The following is a 15,592-nucleotide window of genomic DNA, read 5'->3' on the forward strand; positions in this document are numbered from 1 at the left end:
ATCGAACAGAATATCTTTATTCTGGCAGATACATCCATGGACAGAGTGCTGGAGGCGATCACGGAAGTTGATCCTGATCTTATTATTTTAGACAGTATCCAGACCTATGCATTGACCGATTTCCTGCCCTCCCGCGCAGGAAATCCGACCCAGACGATGGAATGTGCTTCCGCACTGGTTTCTGTGGCAAAAAACAAGAAGCGTCCTCGGGCAGCTCTGATGATCGGCCAGATGAATAAAAGCGATGAGATTGCCGGCCTGCGTGCCTTGGAACATCTGGTGGATGCCGTTCTTGTGCTGGAAGGGGAAGGTGCCGATGAACTGCGCTGTCTGGTGGCAACGAAAAACCGTTTTGGCAGCACAGGAGAGATGGGGTTCTTCACTATGACGGAGACCGGCCTTGCCTCCATCGATAACCCTTCGGAATATTTTGTTACCAAACGACAGAAAGAAGATCTTGTTTCCGGTAGTGCGCTGACTGTTTTAAAGGAAGGTTCCCGCCCTGTGATCGCGGAGATCGAAAGTCTCGTTTCTGCATCTTTTACACCGTATCCTTCCCGCATCAGCGAAACCATGAAGAAAGATACCATGAATACACTGATTTCCATTCTGGAGCAGAGAGGGAATCTGAAGCTTTATGATAAAAATGTGGTCATCAAAACAACAGGCGGTCTGTATTTAAAAGAGCAGGCTGCAAATCTGGCTGTATTGATGAGTATTGCATCTTCGGTTTATAACAAACCGATCCCTGCAGACTGGGCTTTTATTGCAGACGTTGGTCTGACAGGGGAGCTGAAACGAGTACCTTCCATGGAAAGCCGCGTGAAAGAACTGGATCGCATGGGTTTTCAAAAGGTATTTATCCCCATCAGCGGTTTGAGAGAAACAAATTTAGAAAATATTGAGGTAATTGAAATGAAATTTTTGTCACAATTGATAAAAGTTCTTTTCAACGAAAAAAACAAGCAGAAATACTGACATGTCTTTATCCAAAAGACAAAAGATTTTTTTACATGGAATAACGTAAATTACTAGTTTACGAATGTGATTTCCTGTATTATAATAAAGTTTAATAATCTTTTGGCAGCATATTCCAAAATGATTCTAAATCACACTTGTGATCAACAGATAAAATCATGATAAAAGGAGGTAATCCCCATGCAGAACGTGAAAATCAGAAGATATAAAAAAGTTCTCGTTGCAAACCGTGGCGAAATCGCCATCCGTGTATATCGCGCCCTGAATGAACTGGGCATCCAGACAGTTGGTATTTTCTCCAAAGAAGATAAATACGCACTGTTCCGTACAAAAACTGACGAAGCATATATGTTGAATCCCGAAAAAGGTCCTCTGGACGCTTATCTGGATATCAAAAATATCATTAAAATCGCAAAGGCAAAGGGCGTAGATGCTATCCACCCCGGATATGGCTTCCTGTCCGAAAACCCTGATTTTGTTGAAGCATGTAAAAAAGAAGGCATCGATTTCATCGGTCCTGACGTTGATGTTATGTACAAAATGGGGGATAAGATCTCTTCTAAAAAAATGGCAATCGAATGCGGCGTGCCCATTATCCCCGGTGTTGACTATGCCATCCGTAATCTGGACGAGGTAATGGAAGTTGCCGAAAAAGTCGGCTACCCTGTTATGCTGAAGGCTTCCAACGGCGGCGGCGGCCGCGGTATGCGTATCGTTAACTCCGCAGAAGAAATGCCTACTGTATTTGAAGAAGCAAGAAACGAAGCGAAAAAAGCTTTCGGTGATGATAAAATCTTCGTAGAAAAATACCTGCGTGATCCCAAACATATCGAAGTTCAGGTACTGGGTGACAAATACGGCAACGTAGTTCACCTGTTCGACCGTGACTGTTCCGTACAGAGACGTCACCAGAAAGTAGTGGAATTTGCTCCTGCTTTCACAGTAAGCCAGCCTGTTCGCGAAAAGATCTTGGCTGACGCAGTTCGTCTGTCCAAACATGTAGGCTACAAAAATGCAGGTACTCTTGAATTCCTGGTTGACGCAGATGAAAACTACTACTTCATCGAAATGAACCCTCGTATTCAGGTAGAACATACTGTAACAGAAGAAGTAACAGGCGTAGATATCGTACAGGCACAGATCCTGATCGAAGAAGGTTACCCTCTGTATGCACCTCAGATCGGTCTGGCATCTCAGGACGATGTAAAATGCAACGCTTACTCCATCCAGCTGCGTATCACCACAGAAGACCCTACCAATAACTTCATGCCCGATACAGGCAAGATCAGCGTATATCGTTCTCCTGCAGGTAACGGTATCCGTCTGGACGGTGCTGCAGCTCATGCCGGTGCGGAAATCACACCTTACTATGACTCCCTGCTGGTTAAAGTTATCGCTCGTGACAGAACATTCCGCGGGGTAACAAACAAAGCGATCCGTGCCATCAAAGAAACTCGTATCCGTGGCGTAAAAACAAATATTCCTTTCCTGATCAATGTACTGCAGTCTAAAACATGGAGAGATGGTAAATGCACAACAACATTTATCGAAAATACTCCTGATCTGTTCCACTTCATCCCCGGTCAGGACAGAGCAAGTAAAATTGCTGAATTTATCGGTAACCAGATCGTAAACGAATCTCAAGGCAACAAACCTCAGTTTGACCCTATCGTAGTGCCTTCCTTCGGCAAAGCTGAAAACGGTACAACAATCCCTGTTTACGGTGCCAGAGATAAATTCCTGGAAATGGGCGCAAAAGACTTTACACAGTCTCTGATGAAAGAAAAACGCCTGTTTATCACAGATACAACCATGCGTGATGCCCATCAGTCCCTGATGGCAACAAGATTGCGTACCAACGACCTGCTGGCAGCAGCCCCTGCAACAAACATGGCTATGGCAAATGCATTCTCTGTAGAAGCATGGGGCGGTGCAACTTTCGACGTTGCATATCGTTTCCTGAAAGAATCTCCCTGGGTTCGTCTGCAGCAGCTGCGTGAAGCAATGCCCAACACACTGATCCAGATGCTGCTGAGAGCGTCCAACGCTGTTGGTTATGCAAACTATCCCGATAACGTGGTACGCGAATTCATCAAAGTATCTGCAGAACGCGGCGTTGACGTATTCCGTATTTTCGACTCCCTGAACTGGGTAGAAAATATGAAAATGCCTATTGAAGAAGCACTGAAAACAGGTAAGATCGTAGAAGGTGCTATCTGTTACACAGGTGACATTCTGGATCCTAACGAAACAAAATATACACTGGACTACTATGTAAGAAAAGCAAAAGAACTGGAAGCTCTGGGCTGCCATATCTTTGCAATCAAAGACATGGCGGGCTTGCTGAAACCCTACGCAGCGAAGAAACTGTTCAGTACACTGAAAGAAGAACTGAACATCCCTCTGCATCTACATACCCATGACACAACAGGCAACGGTGTCAGCACAATCCTGATGGCTGCCGAAGCAGGCGTGGATATCGCCGACGTAGCGATCCAGTCCATGTCTTCTCTGACTTCTCAGCCTTCCATGAATGCGGTTGTAGAAGCACTGAAAGGTACAGACCGCGATACAGGTCTGGATACAGATCAGCTGACAGAACTGAGCCAGTATTATCAGGGTGTTCGTCAGATCTTCACAGGTTTCGAATCTGAAATGAAAACACCTAATACAGAAATCTATAAATACGAAATCCCCGGCGGTCAGTATTCCAACCTGCTGGCACAGGTAAAAGCTATGGGTTCCGCTGACCAGTTCGAAGAAATCAAACACCTGTACAAACAGGCAAATGACCTTTTGGGCAATATCGTAAAAGTAACACCTTCCTCCAAGGTAGTAGGGGATATGGCGATCTTTATGTCCAAGAACGGTCTGACACAGGACAATATCCTGACAGAAGGTGCAGATCTTTCTTACCCTGACTCCGTAGTAGACTACTTTACAGGTAACATTGGTCAGCCTGAAGGCGGTTTCCCCGAAGAACTGCAGAAAATCGTTCTGAAAGGCGCAAAACCCATTGAAGGCAGAGCCGGTGCGCTGCTGGAAGCAGTAGACTTCGATGCGATTGAAAAACATCTGACAGATGCGCATGAAATGAAGAGAGTAAATGACAGAAACAAAATTTCTTACGCACTGTATCCTAAGGTTTATGAAGACTATGTAAATCACTGGGAATACTACACAGATGTATCTAAACTGAGCAGTGATGTTTATTTCTTCGGTCTGGCAAAAGGGGAAGAAACATCTATCGAAATCGGTGAAGGTAAAGAAATCACTATCAAATATGTTGATATGACAGAACCTAATTCCGAAGGCTTCCGTTTCCTGACTTTTGAAATCAACGGCGTAGTTCGTGAAATCAAAGTTCTGGATAAACATCTGGAAGTTAAGAGCGATGGTAAGCTGAAAGCAGATAAGAATAATCCTTTCCATCTGGGTTCCTCCATCCCCGGTACAGTTTCCAAAGTACTGGTAAAAGAGGGCGAAGAAGTGAAGAAGAACCAGCCTCTGCTGACTGTCGAGGCAATGAAGATGGAAACATCCATCGTTGCAAAAGAAGACGGCGTTGTAGACAAGATCTACGTAAAAGAAGGCGACAAGGTAAATCAGGGCGATCTGCTGGTATCCTTTGTACAGGAAGGCTAAAATCATATCGTAAAATCAAAGGGCACGCGAAAGCGTGCCTTTTTTTATGAAAAAGAAATACCGGATTGTATAACAACAGAAAATATGATAAAATAGATGTATACAGTATTTGTAGGAATTGATCGGCTTTTTATCAAAGAAAGGATGACTCAAATGGATTGGAGAACAATTTATAAAGACAAAATTATGACTGCAGATGAAGCGGTACGTCATATCAAATCCGGTGACCACGTTACTGTGGCCGAAGTAGGCTCTCAGCCCTATGCACTGACAGAAGCACTGGAAAGAAACTATGAACATCTGGAAAATGTAGAATTACATTATCTGCTGTCTCTGGGGAATCCTCCCGCTGCCAAACCCGGCATGGAAAAACATGTTCGTTTCCACGGTATGTTCCTGAGCGGCTCTACAAGAAAGCTGATTGCAGAAAACAGGGGCGAATTCATGCCTTGTTTCTTCCATCAGTATCCTAAAATGGTACTGTCCAGAGGTGAAATCGATGTTATGATGATCTCCATTTCCGCACCCGATAAACATGGTTTCTGTTCTATCGGTACCGGTGTAGACCATATTCCTACCATGAAAAACCATGCAAAACTGATTATCGCGCAGATGAACAAAAACATCCCCAGAGTAATGGGTAACTCCTTTGTTCACCTGAGAGATGTAGATATCATCGTAGAAGAAGACAGACCCATTCCAACACTTCCCGGTGCTGAAATTACTGATGTTGAAAGAAAAATCGGCGAATACTGTGCATCTCTGGTAAATGATGGTGACACATTGCAGCTGGGGATCGGCGGTATTCCTGATGCAGTTGTTACATTCCTGAAAGATAAAAAAGATCTGGGCCTGCATACAGAAATGGCAGCAGACGGTATCGTTGATCTGATCGAAGCTGGTATCATCAATAACAAAAAGAAAACTCTGCATCCCGGCAAATGTATTGCAACATTCGCTGCAGGTTCTCAGAGACTGTATGATTTTCTGGATGATAACCCCAACTTCGAACTGCACGGCGTTGACTATGTAAATGATCCTAACGTGATCGCAATGAATGATAATATGGTATCCATCAACTCCTGTATTCAGGTGGATCTGGCAGGTCAGATCAATGCAGAAGTGGTAAAAGGGATGCAGTTCAGCGGCGTAGGTGGTCAGGTAGACTTTATCCGCGGTGCGCGCATGTCCAAAGGCGGTCGTTCCATCATCGCGCTGCCTTCCACAGCAGCGAAAGGAACAATTTCCAAAATTGTTCCCTTCCTGGATCATGGCGCTTATGTAACTACTTCCAGAATGGATGTTGACTATATCGTAACTGAATACGGTATTGCGCATCTGTGGGGCAAAACACTGCGCGAAAGAGCAAAAGCACTGATTGCGATCGCGCATCCCGATTTCAGAGCAGAGCTGGCCGAAGAATATGCAAAAAGATTTGGCGAAGAACTGACAATCTGATCAGAGCAAAAAAAGAAAGCACCCGAAAGGGTGCTTATTTTTATGTCAGATTATCTGCCGATGGAACGTCTGTAAGCTTCTACTTCTTCATCTGTCAGGGGTTCCAGTTCTTTAGGATCCATCCATCTTACCCAGATACGACCCTGCATAGCATTGATATCCAGTGGTGTATCGAAAGAATCAGGATCCAGAGGGATCACAGTATCATGGTCACCGTTGAACATGATCTGGAAAGGTTTATAAACGCCGTCTTCAAATACGATCATATCGGAAGAATAGATGTTCAGAGCACCGCCTTCGCTCAGAAGGTGTTTTTCCAGAGATGCCAGATCGGGGAATGTAACGACCATCCAGTCACCTTTCATATCGGAATAATCAAACAGCTGCAGGCCGTGGAAATCGATTTCTTCTGCGCCTGTCATACCTTTATTGTCGTCTGCTTTCCCTTTCATTACAACGGGTGCGCCGTTTTTACCGTCTTTCAGGATTTCGGTGCCGGGTACGAAAGCATTTACGAAATTGTTGATTTCATTTGTTCTATACTGGGAACGAATCTGAGCGATTACGCCATAATCACTTGTATCATAAGAGATTGTAGCAACTTCTGTCCAGAATTCTTTTAATGTTTTGATCATATCAATTACCTCCATATCAAATTCATCAATTCATATCATACTAGCATTTTGTTCATTCTGTCAATAGATATTCGTTCGGGGCAGCCATCTGAAAATAATGTTCCGGCACTTTGCCGCTAAAAACCATGTCTGCCAGCATAATTTTTCGTTCTAATGTTAAATTTTCATGGTACAAAGGATTGATGATTTTCAGTTCGATGGAGATATTCAGCCAGATCTTATAATTGATCTGATTGATCCCGACAGACAGAAATGCCGAATCATAATCTACCTTTACTGCCCCCATAGGCACCAGCGTAAAGGCAACATCCGGGCCGGCATTTGCAAAAAAACTCCAGTTGGTAGCAGCACCAAGGGGGATATAAATTTTCTCATCGGGCAGTTTTGCCAGTCTATCTGTCATAGAAGCGCTGAAACGGGAACAGAATTGGTTCACCAATGCCGTATTGGCAGTATAGCCCTCTCCATTGGAATTTGGCGAAAGAAGGGCAGACTCTGTCAGCTTTGTTTCAAAAAGGATCTCTGCTGCAGAATCATCAATGATTTTGTTTGCCAATGCTTTGCATTGCAGATGAGAGATTTCTTTGAGCGGAGGCAGTAATTTTTGTTCCATGAGCGAAAAGAAGAAAATAAAAAGGGCTGCAGCGAAAAATAAACTAAACAGGATCAGATATTTTTTTCTATTTCTCGATTTCATTTCTCACCCTCCCTTCAAAAAAATATGCAAAATAACAGTTATAAATAACGGCTTTCAAGCAAAATCAATAAAATATTAGGAAATATATACAGAGGAATCTATGAAAATGTCTTTGAATTGACAACAAAATCTGATATAATTTAATGAAGTGTTGTTTATGAAAAGCGAAGTATCAATGCTCCGCGTGGTTTAATGAAAGAACAAACAGGAGGTTTCATAGTATGAGTGAATCTCAAAACAGGAGAAGAACTTCCAGTGGTTCCGGCAGCCGAAATGGTTCCCATGGCTCTCGCAGAACCAACAGAAGTACATCTTCCCCAAATACATCAGGAAAAAGACGTAAAAGACGCAGAAAGAAACGCAGTGTAAACGGCAAGATCGGAAAAGTTGCTCTGATCGTTGCAGTGATCATTGGTTTCGCCATTGCAGGCGCAGCACTGGGTACGGTTTTCGGTATTCTGCAGAGTACAGAGATGCTGAATACATCCGATGTTATGCCGGATTCCTACACATCCGTCATCTATAACGATGAAGGGGATGCAGTGGATAAACTGCACGGGAGTGAAAACCGTGAATATGTAAAACTTTCTGCCATTACGAAAAACATGCAGAATGCCGTCGTTGCCATCGAAGACCAGCGTTTCTTCGAACATAATGGTATCGATATGAAAGGGATCATGCGTGCCATGGTGGAAAACATAAAAACCATGGAATTTTCTCAGGGCGCAAGTACCTTAACGCAGCAGGTCATCAAAAATGAAGTGCTGACAAATGAAAAAAGCATTACCAGAAAAGTAAAGGAACAGTATCTGGCCGTTTCTCTGGAAAATGCACTGGAAAAACAGTTAGGCTCCAAAGAAGAAGCAAAAAAATATATTCTGGAACTGTATCTGAATACCATCGCACTGCACCACGGTTTGAATGGGGTAGAGGCAGCATCTCAGTATTATTTCGGCAAACATGCCAGCGAACTGACTCTGGCGGAATCTGCAACCCTTGCAGGGATCACGAAACATCCCAGTAAATATGCACCCGACGTAAACGAAGAAGAAAGCCGTAAACGCCAGCTGACCGTTCTGGGGAATATGCTGGATCAGGGCATGATCACACAGGAACAGCACGACGAAGCTGTTGCGGAAGATGTCTTCGGCCATCTGGTTTGCAAAGCAACAGAAGAAGAACAGGGCAATGCAAAACATAACTGGTTTGTTGATGCCGCTGTGCAGCAGATCAAGGAAGATCTGGTAGAAAAGAAAAATATGACAGAGGCACAGGCTTCCAATCTGATTTATAATGGCGGCCTGCAGATCCATACAACTATGAACAGCTACATGCAGGACACTGCAGAAGCAGCTTTCAAAAATGACAGCAATTTCCCCGCCGGGGATGGTTCTCTGGACGTAACTTATCTGATTTCCGTTCTGGATACAGAAAAAGACCCCGATGATCCGAAAAGCCAGTCTCATTACGAAAAGAATGCGACTGTATACAGTCAGGAAGAAGCAGATGCATTTGTAGAAGGCGTGAAAGAAGAACTGCTGGATGATACGCATACACTGGTTCTGGATAAACTGACGGTTTCCAAATCTCTGCAGGCAGCTATGGTCATCATGGATCAGCAGAATGGTCAGGTAAAGGCACTGGTGGGCGGCCGCGGCGAAAAACCCGGTGATTCCGTCTTTAACCGTGCAACACAGGCACTGCGTCAGCAGGGTTCCACAATGAAACCACTGGCTGCGTACGCACCTGCTATTGATACCGGCAAGCTGATGCCCGGTTCCACAATCGTTGATGAACCCGTTACCTATGGCGGCTGGTCTCCCAAAAACTGGGATGGTCAGTATATCGGCCCTACATCCGTTCGTCAGGGTATCTGGCATTCCATGAACGTACTGGCAGTAAAAACGTTCACAATGGTTGGCGCCGATACAGCTTATGATTATCTGCTGGATTTCGGTTTTACAACGATCGATGAAAGAGATAAGGCTGCAACCACAGCACTGGGCGGTCTGACACAGGGTGTTTCCGTTCTGGAAGAAACAGCCGCTTATGCTTCCATTGCAAATGGCGGTACTTACTATGAACCTGTTTATTACACAGTCGTATATGACCATGACGGTAATGTGCTGCTGGATAATGAAAGTCAGGAAACCCACAGAGTTCTGAAAGAAACAACAGCATACATGCTGACAGATATGATGCGTGACGTTATTACCAGAGGTACCGGTACACAGGCTGCCATCAGCGGCATGAATGTATCCGGTAAAACAGGTACAACCAACGATACCATCGACCTGACATTCTATGGCTATACCCCTTACTATACAGGCGGTATCTGGATGGGTTATGATACCCAGAAAGAAATCAAAAACGCAGGCAATGCACATCTGAGAATCTGGAGTTCTGTCATGGGAGATATCCACAGACACGAAGGTCTGGCAAATAAGAACTTTGAAAAACCCGATGGTTTGAAGACGATCAGCTACTGTTCTGCAACAGGTCTGGCTCCTACAGAATTGTGTTCTCAGGACTATTATGGTAAAACAGTCCATTCCGATCTGGCTACAACTGAATTTGCCGGTCCTGGCGGCACATGCGATATGCATAAGAGCTTCGATATCTGTAAGGAATCCGGCAAAATTGCATCTCCCAACTGCCCTGCAGATTGTCACATGCAGGTTGTTTTGGCCGTAAAAGGGGATACCATTTTCAGTAAACCTAAAACGATCCCCGAAGGTAAGTTGGATATTTCTATTACCGAAGTCTGCGATATTCAGCACGGCTCTCTGCCTGAAACAGTAGATCCTAATGCACCGATCGATCCCAACACCGGTTATACAGATATGATCCCCGGTGAAGAAAACTGGAGCGGCGAAGATTTCGGGATCCAGTAAATATAAATTTAAGGAGAATGAAAAAATGAGTGAACAGAAAATTTTGGCCACAGTGGATGGCGTAAACATTACAGAGGCAGATGTAAATGCATACATTGCAAAACTGCCTCAGGAACAGCAGGCATATGCAGCATATCCTCAGTTCAGAGAACATTGCCTGAAACAGCTGATGGCATTCCATCTGTATGCAAAAATGGCAGTGGAAGAAAAAATGGATGAAACAGAAGCATTCAAAGCTGAAATGGAAAAAGCAAGAAAAGAAATTCTTGCACAGACAGCGATCAACAGTGTTCTGAAAGATATCGTTGTGACAGAAGAAGAAATGCAGGCTTTCTACAAAGAAAACCCCGATCATTTTACAGAACCTGAATCTGCACACGCAAAACATATTCTGGTTGATACAGAAGAAAAAGCAACAGAAATCATGGCATCCATCGAAAAGGGTGAAGTTGCATTCGAAGATGCAGCAAAAGAATTCTCTTCCTGTCCTTCCAACGCACAGGGCGGTGATCTTGGTGAATTTGGCAGAGGCCAGATGGTTCCCGAATTCGATCAGGTTGCTTTTGATGCTGAGATCGGCAAAGTGGTTGGCCCCGTAAAAACACAGTTTGGCTATCACCTGATCAAAGTAGAAGGCAGAAAAGAAACATCTGTGATGTCCTTTGAAAATGTAAAGGATTACATTCAGGGTACACTGCTGCAGCAGAAACAGAATGAAGCCTATACTGCAAAATTCAAAGAACTGGAAGAAAAATACGCAAAATAAAATAAAAAGGAACTGCTATGGAGCAGTTCCTTTTTTTGTGCAAAAAATACCCCTTCGTCATAAAACGAAGGGGACATGTATCAGTTAGAAGATTCATTTAATTTCTGAAGAGCATTTTTCACATTTGTGATCTGGTTGGAATCGGGATGCTCTTTTACAATCTTATTATAATATTCTTTTGCTTTGATGGTATCCTTATCTTGTTCTGCGATTTTTGCCAGATAATACAGGGTATCATCTACAAAATTTTCGTTGCCTGTATAATTCAGCGCTGTTTCCAGATATGTTTTTGCTTCTGTAAAATTATTGCTCAGGAATTCACTCTTGCCTTTGGTATAATAAGAATCTGCAGCCTTGGGGTAAGCAGTGGTTTTTACAGAGTTATACTTTGCCATATCTTCTTCGCTGAAACTTACCGTATCTATGGTATCCAGCGTTGTAACGCAGGCCTCGAAATCGCCGTCAGTCATCTGCGCCACTGCCGTTGCCAGCAGTTCCAGATTTGCCTGTTTGTTTTCTTCGCTACGCAGCAGTTTGTTTTCTGTCTGCAGTTTTTCCAGTTCCGTGCGCATTGCCAGTACTTCTTCCGGTGTCATTTCTGTTTCGCCGGCATAGTTTTCAATAGCAGTTTCCAGTTCTTTGATCTTTGTATTTTTGCTTTCATTCAAAGCAGGAACGATCAGAACCAGAATCACGATCACAGCAACACCGATACCGGCAAGGAAAGCAAGAAAATCTCTTTTTTCCAGAACACTGTTGATTTTTTCCTTGCGTTTATAGCGGGGGATCGGGGGATTGCTGTCCGTTTTCTTCACACTGATAGCTGCAGGGCCTTTGCTTTTTTCCGCTTTCTTCAAGGGAGAAGGGGAAGCAGCAGGCACATTTCCCAGTAAACTTCTATAATGCAGCGCAAGGGGATTTCGGATATCCCTTTTCAATACGATTTCGTTGAAATGCTGGGCGCGCTTTGTATTTTTATCCTCGATGCAGCAAAGGGTCATCAGGTTATACGCATCCAGAAAACCAGGGTTATTGTCGATAGACTTTTTCAGCTGGATCACAGCCAGATCATCGCTGCCCTGTTTCAGATAATGGATCGCCTGATTATACATGCGGATGGCATCGTTGCATTTTTCCATTTCACGGGCATTTCTCTGCAGGTAATCCATATAGCCTGCGGCCGCATTGCCTTCCGGCTGCATGGATGTACTGATGATCCAATGTTTCAGAGCATCGCCAATGCGACCCATTTCGCAATAGATCAAACCCAGAAGGTTTCTTGCAGGAATATTATTTTTATCAAAAAGAAGGCTTTGTTCCAGTTTTTCCGCTGCGCCGGAAAGGTCTCTTTCCTCCGCCAGTTTTAAAGCATCGTTATACAGACGGACAGACGCACCGCGTGTTTTACGGAACACATAAACATCGACCCCACAATCGGGACAATGGCAGCCCTCGAAAAATTCAAATCCACAATTCGGGCATTTCATGTCATTCTCTCCTTTAAATCAGTCCTGAGGTGTCTGCTTTTTGTCTTTTGCAATATGCTGCAGAATATCCAGAAGATCCTGCATCTGATTGGGCTGCAGGGCATCTTCAATCTGGTCGATCTCCAGAATAGGCTGATATCTGCTCAGTTCATCTTTAAAATTAAACACGGTCATTCCTCCGTTTCTCAATGCTTCGATTTGATATACGTTCTCATGGCACCGATCATATACAAAGACCCGCAGCAAAGGATGATCCCATCTGCAGGGGTAACGGTAACTGCTTTTTCGAAAGCCGCTTCGATTTCTTTTTCTGTATAAATCATGCCGTCATGGTCAGAAATAGAACGGGCAAGGGAAAATACATCCAGCTTGCGTTCACTATGGGGTTCTGTCAAAATGACAGTATCGGCATGGGGGAGGATATACTCCGCCATTTTTTCATATTCTTTATCACCCAAAACACCGAGGATCAGGGTGACTTTTTCATTTTTAAAATAAGTTTTTACGGAATTCGCCAGCTGAAAAATACCATCTGCATTATGGGCACCATCCAAAATCACCAGAGGTGCCTTGCCGCAGATCTCCATTCTGCCTGCCCAGCGAGCATTTTTCAGACCGATGCGGATACTTTCTTCGGAAAGAGTAAGCCCCTTTTCCTGAAGAACCGCACAGGCTTCCAATACAGTGATACAATTGTTGATCTGATAGGAGCCTAATAAAGAAAGTTCCAGATCAGCCAGATTCAGTAAATCTGTTTTTATGGAAAAAACAGTACCTTCCAATGTCTGGGAAGAAATATGTACCTCTGCCTTTTCGGCACAATAGAAGGGAGCATTCGCTTCCTGTGCTTTAGTCCACATAATATTATATACCATTTTGTCCTGAGAATACAACACCACAGGACAATTTTTCTTAATAATCCCTGCCTTTTCGGATGCAATTTCCTCAATAGAATTACCAAGAAAGTCTGTATGATCGATACTGATAGACATGATCAGAGACAGCAGGGGGTTTGGTACGATATTTGTTGCATCATATTTCCCGCCAAGGCCCACTTCCAGAATCAGAATATCCACATTCTGTTCCGCAAAATAATGAAAGGCTGCACCGGTTACGATTTCAAATAAGGTGGGAACGGCCTGTCCTTCCTTTTTTAATTCTGCGCAAGTCTCTTTCATCAGTGCGATCTCTTTTGCAAAATCATCATTGCTGATCTGTTGGCCGTTGATAAGGAATCGCTCATTATAACATTCCAGATGAGGGGAAGTATAGGTACCTACGCGATAGCCGGCTTCCTGCAAAATGGAAGAGAGCATGGCAACGGCAGAACCTTTCCCGTTGGTTCCGGCAACATGGATCACAGAAAGTTTCTTTTCCGGGTTTCCTAATTTATCACAAAGGGCCTGAATCCGTTCCAAACCGGGAACAGAACCAAAGCCGACTTCTTCTTCTAAGTAATGAATACATTCGTTATAATTCATAATGTTTCTCCTGATCTTCAAAATAATCCAATTGTATTATAATCAATTCAGTGGCATATCGCAACAATCTTAAGGAATTCGAAAAGAATTATCCGAAAAACTTTATAATATGAGGTTGTAGGAAATGTAAGAAAATTGTATAATGATATGATGTAATGGAGAAAGGAGCATCGTTTATGGATGATAGATTCGATAGAGAAGAATATTCAGAAACAAGATATCCCCGCAGAGAAAGACCTGTGATGGACGGTACCACCAGATATCCCAGAAGAGAAGAAAGACGTCCCATCCATCTTGGCACGGATAAAATGCAGAGCCCTGAAAGAGAAGCACAGAGATCCTCTGACTGGGACAAGTTTCTGCATGAAACACAGGAAGAATCCGGACGAACAAAATATGATTTCAGCGAAGCAGAACCTACAGAAAGAGAAGAACGTCCCAGAAGGGAGAGCCATCCTCGTAAAGGCGGAAAAGCACCTCAGAAACGCCGTAAAAAACGTCACACAACCGGATTTTCCAAAAATCTGATCGTTCTTGTGATCGCGCTGATCGTTGGGGTGGGCATGTTTTTTGCCATGAATCGTTTGATGAATCCACCCACAGAAGAACTGGAAATGAGCGGTACAACTGTTTCTGTCACTATTCCTCAGGGTGCAGGTACAGAAGACATTGCAAAGATTCTGAAAGAACATGATCTGATCGGCAGTGTATTCGGCTTCAAACTGACCAGCAAACTGGAAGGTTTTGACGGCACCTATAAACAGGGCACTTATAATATTGATACCGGCATGACCAAGCGTCAGATTATGGAACTTTTGCAGAGCGGCAAAGTGGCACAGGATCTGCAGCTGATGGTTCCTGAAGGCTACACAGTAAAACAAATCGCGGTAAAAGCAGAAGAACTTGGCATCTGCACAGCCGAAGAATTTATCAATGAAGCTAATAACGGAACTTTTGATTACACATTCCTGAAAGATCTGCCCGAAAGAGAATACAGACTGGAAGGCTATCTGTTCCCTGATACCTACTTCCTGGCAGAAAGTATGACAGCTCACGATGTGATCGATCTGATGCTGAAACGCTTTGCGCAGATGTATACGGAGGAATATCAGAAAGCGGTAGAATCCAGCGGTAAAACACTGGATGAAATCGTGATTTTGGCTTCTATGGTAGAAAAAGAAATCAAACTGCCGGAAGAAAGAGCAAAAGCGGCAGGCGTTATGTATAACCGCCTGAGGGATGGCATTAAACTGGGTATTGATGCAACTGTGCTTTATGCTGCAGGCAAAACCAGCGGCGAACTGACACAGGCTGATCTGGATATGGATTCCCCTTATAATACCCGTAAAAACTACGGCCTGCCTCTGGGTCCTATCTCCAATCCCGGGGAAGCATCTTTCAAGGCAGCCCTGTATCCCGAAAACCATAATTACCTGTACTATGTTGTAGAAGCAGTAGGAAAAGATAATCACGTTTACTGCGAAACTTATGATGAATTCCTGAACGCAAAGGCTGCGTATAATGCCAGCGCACAGTGATAGAACGAGGAGA

Annotated in this window: 11 protein-coding genes; 6 read left to right on the forward strand and 5 right to left on the reverse strand. The window is 43.8% G+C overall.

What is annotated here, in order from left to right; genetic code table 11:
• The 3 genes from ACJMLT_RS08685 to ACJMLT_RS08695 all read left to right on the forward strand — a co-directional run.
• Nucleotides 1-978 (forward strand): DNA repair protein RadA (locus ACJMLT_RS08685; RefSeq protein WP_405729532.1); only part of this gene is annotated, 978 nt, incomplete at its 5' end.
• Nucleotides 979-1,158: 180 nt separating this feature from the next.
• Nucleotides 1,159-4,623: a pyruvate carboxylase gene (locus ACJMLT_RS08690; protein WP_405729535.1), complete on the forward strand. Its 3,465-nt coding sequence runs from the start codon at nt 1,159-1,161 to the stop codon at nt 4,621-4,623.
• Between the two features lie 153 nt (nt 4,624-4,776).
• Nucleotides 4,777-6,081: an acetyl-CoA hydrolase/transferase family protein gene (locus ACJMLT_RS08695; RefSeq protein ID WP_405729538.1), complete on the forward strand. Its 1,305-nt coding sequence runs from the start codon at nt 4,777-4,779 to the stop codon at nt 6,079-6,081.
• 50 nt (nt 6,082-6,131) lie between these two features.
• On the opposite strand, the gene ACJMLT_RS08700 is transcribed toward ACJMLT_RS08695, so the two are convergent.
• Both ACJMLT_RS08700 and yunB read right to left on the reverse strand, forming a co-directional pair.
• Nucleotides 6,132-6,716, reverse strand: a complete 585-nt coding sequence (locus ACJMLT_RS08700; RefSeq protein ID WP_405729541.1) for a hypothetical protein — start codon at nt 6,714-6,716, stop codon at nt 6,132-6,134.
• Nucleotides 6,717-6,768: 52 nt separating this feature from the next.
• Nucleotides 6,769-7,413, reverse strand: a complete 645-nt coding sequence (yunB, locus tag ACJMLT_RS08705; protein ID WP_405729544.1) for a sporulation protein YunB — start codon at nt 7,411-7,413, stop codon at nt 6,769-6,771.
• Nucleotides 7,414-7,634: 221 nt separating this feature from the next.
• Here yunB and ACJMLT_RS08710 point away from each other — a divergent pair, with 221 nt between their 5' ends.
• Both ACJMLT_RS08710 and ACJMLT_RS08715 read left to right on the forward strand, forming a co-directional pair.
• Nucleotides 7,635-10,307, forward strand: a complete 2,673-nt coding sequence (locus ACJMLT_RS08710; protein ID WP_405729547.1) for a transglycosylase domain-containing protein — start codon at nt 7,635-7,637, stop codon at nt 10,305-10,307.
• A gap of 25 nt (nt 10,308-10,332) precedes the next feature.
• Nucleotides 10,333-11,073 carry a peptidylprolyl isomerase gene (locus ACJMLT_RS08715; protein WP_405729550.1) on the forward strand — a complete coding sequence of 247 codons (741 nt, stop codon included), beginning with the start codon at nt 10,333-10,335 and terminating at the stop codon, nt 11,071-11,073.
• An 80-nt stretch (nt 11,074-11,153) separates the two neighbouring features.
• On the opposite strand, the gene ACJMLT_RS08720 is transcribed toward ACJMLT_RS08715, so the two are convergent.
• Genes ACJMLT_RS08720 through ACJMLT_RS08730 form a run of 3 tightly spaced genes read right to left on the reverse strand, consistent with a single transcriptional unit; the run spans nt 11,154 to nt 14,041 of the window.
• On the reverse strand, nt 11,154-12,560 hold the full coding sequence (locus tag ACJMLT_RS08720) for a tetratricopeptide repeat protein (RefSeq protein WP_405729553.1): 1,407 nt from the start codon (nt 12,558-12,560) through the stop codon (nt 11,154-11,156).
• A gap of 18 nt (nt 12,561-12,578) precedes the next feature.
• Nucleotides 12,579-12,728 carry a hypothetical protein gene (locus tag ACJMLT_RS08725; RefSeq protein WP_405729556.1) on the reverse strand — a complete coding sequence of 50 codons (150 nt, stop codon included), beginning with the start codon at nt 12,726-12,728 and terminating at the stop codon, nt 12,579-12,581.
• A gap of 17 nt (nt 12,729-12,745) precedes the next feature.
• Nucleotides 12,746-14,041 carry a bifunctional folylpolyglutamate synthase/dihydrofolate synthase gene (locus ACJMLT_RS08730; protein WP_405729559.1) on the reverse strand — a complete coding sequence of 432 codons (1,296 nt, stop codon included), beginning with the start codon at nt 14,039-14,041 and terminating at the stop codon, nt 12,746-12,748.
• Nucleotides 14,042-14,217: 176 nt separating this feature from the next.
• On the opposite strand from ACJMLT_RS08730, the gene mltG reads away from it, so the two are divergent.
• Nucleotides 14,218-15,579 carry an endolytic transglycosylase MltG gene (gene mltG / locus ACJMLT_RS08735; RefSeq protein ID WP_405729561.1) on the forward strand — a complete coding sequence of 454 codons (1,362 nt, stop codon included), beginning with the start codon at nt 14,218-14,220 and terminating at the stop codon, nt 15,577-15,579.
• Nucleotides 15,580-15,592 lie beyond the last annotated feature (13 nt).

The sequence above is a fragment of the Anaerotignum sp. genome, assembly GCF_045122575.1.
Lineage (GTDB): Bacteria > Bacillota > Clostridia > Lachnospirales > Anaerotignaceae > Anaerotignum_A.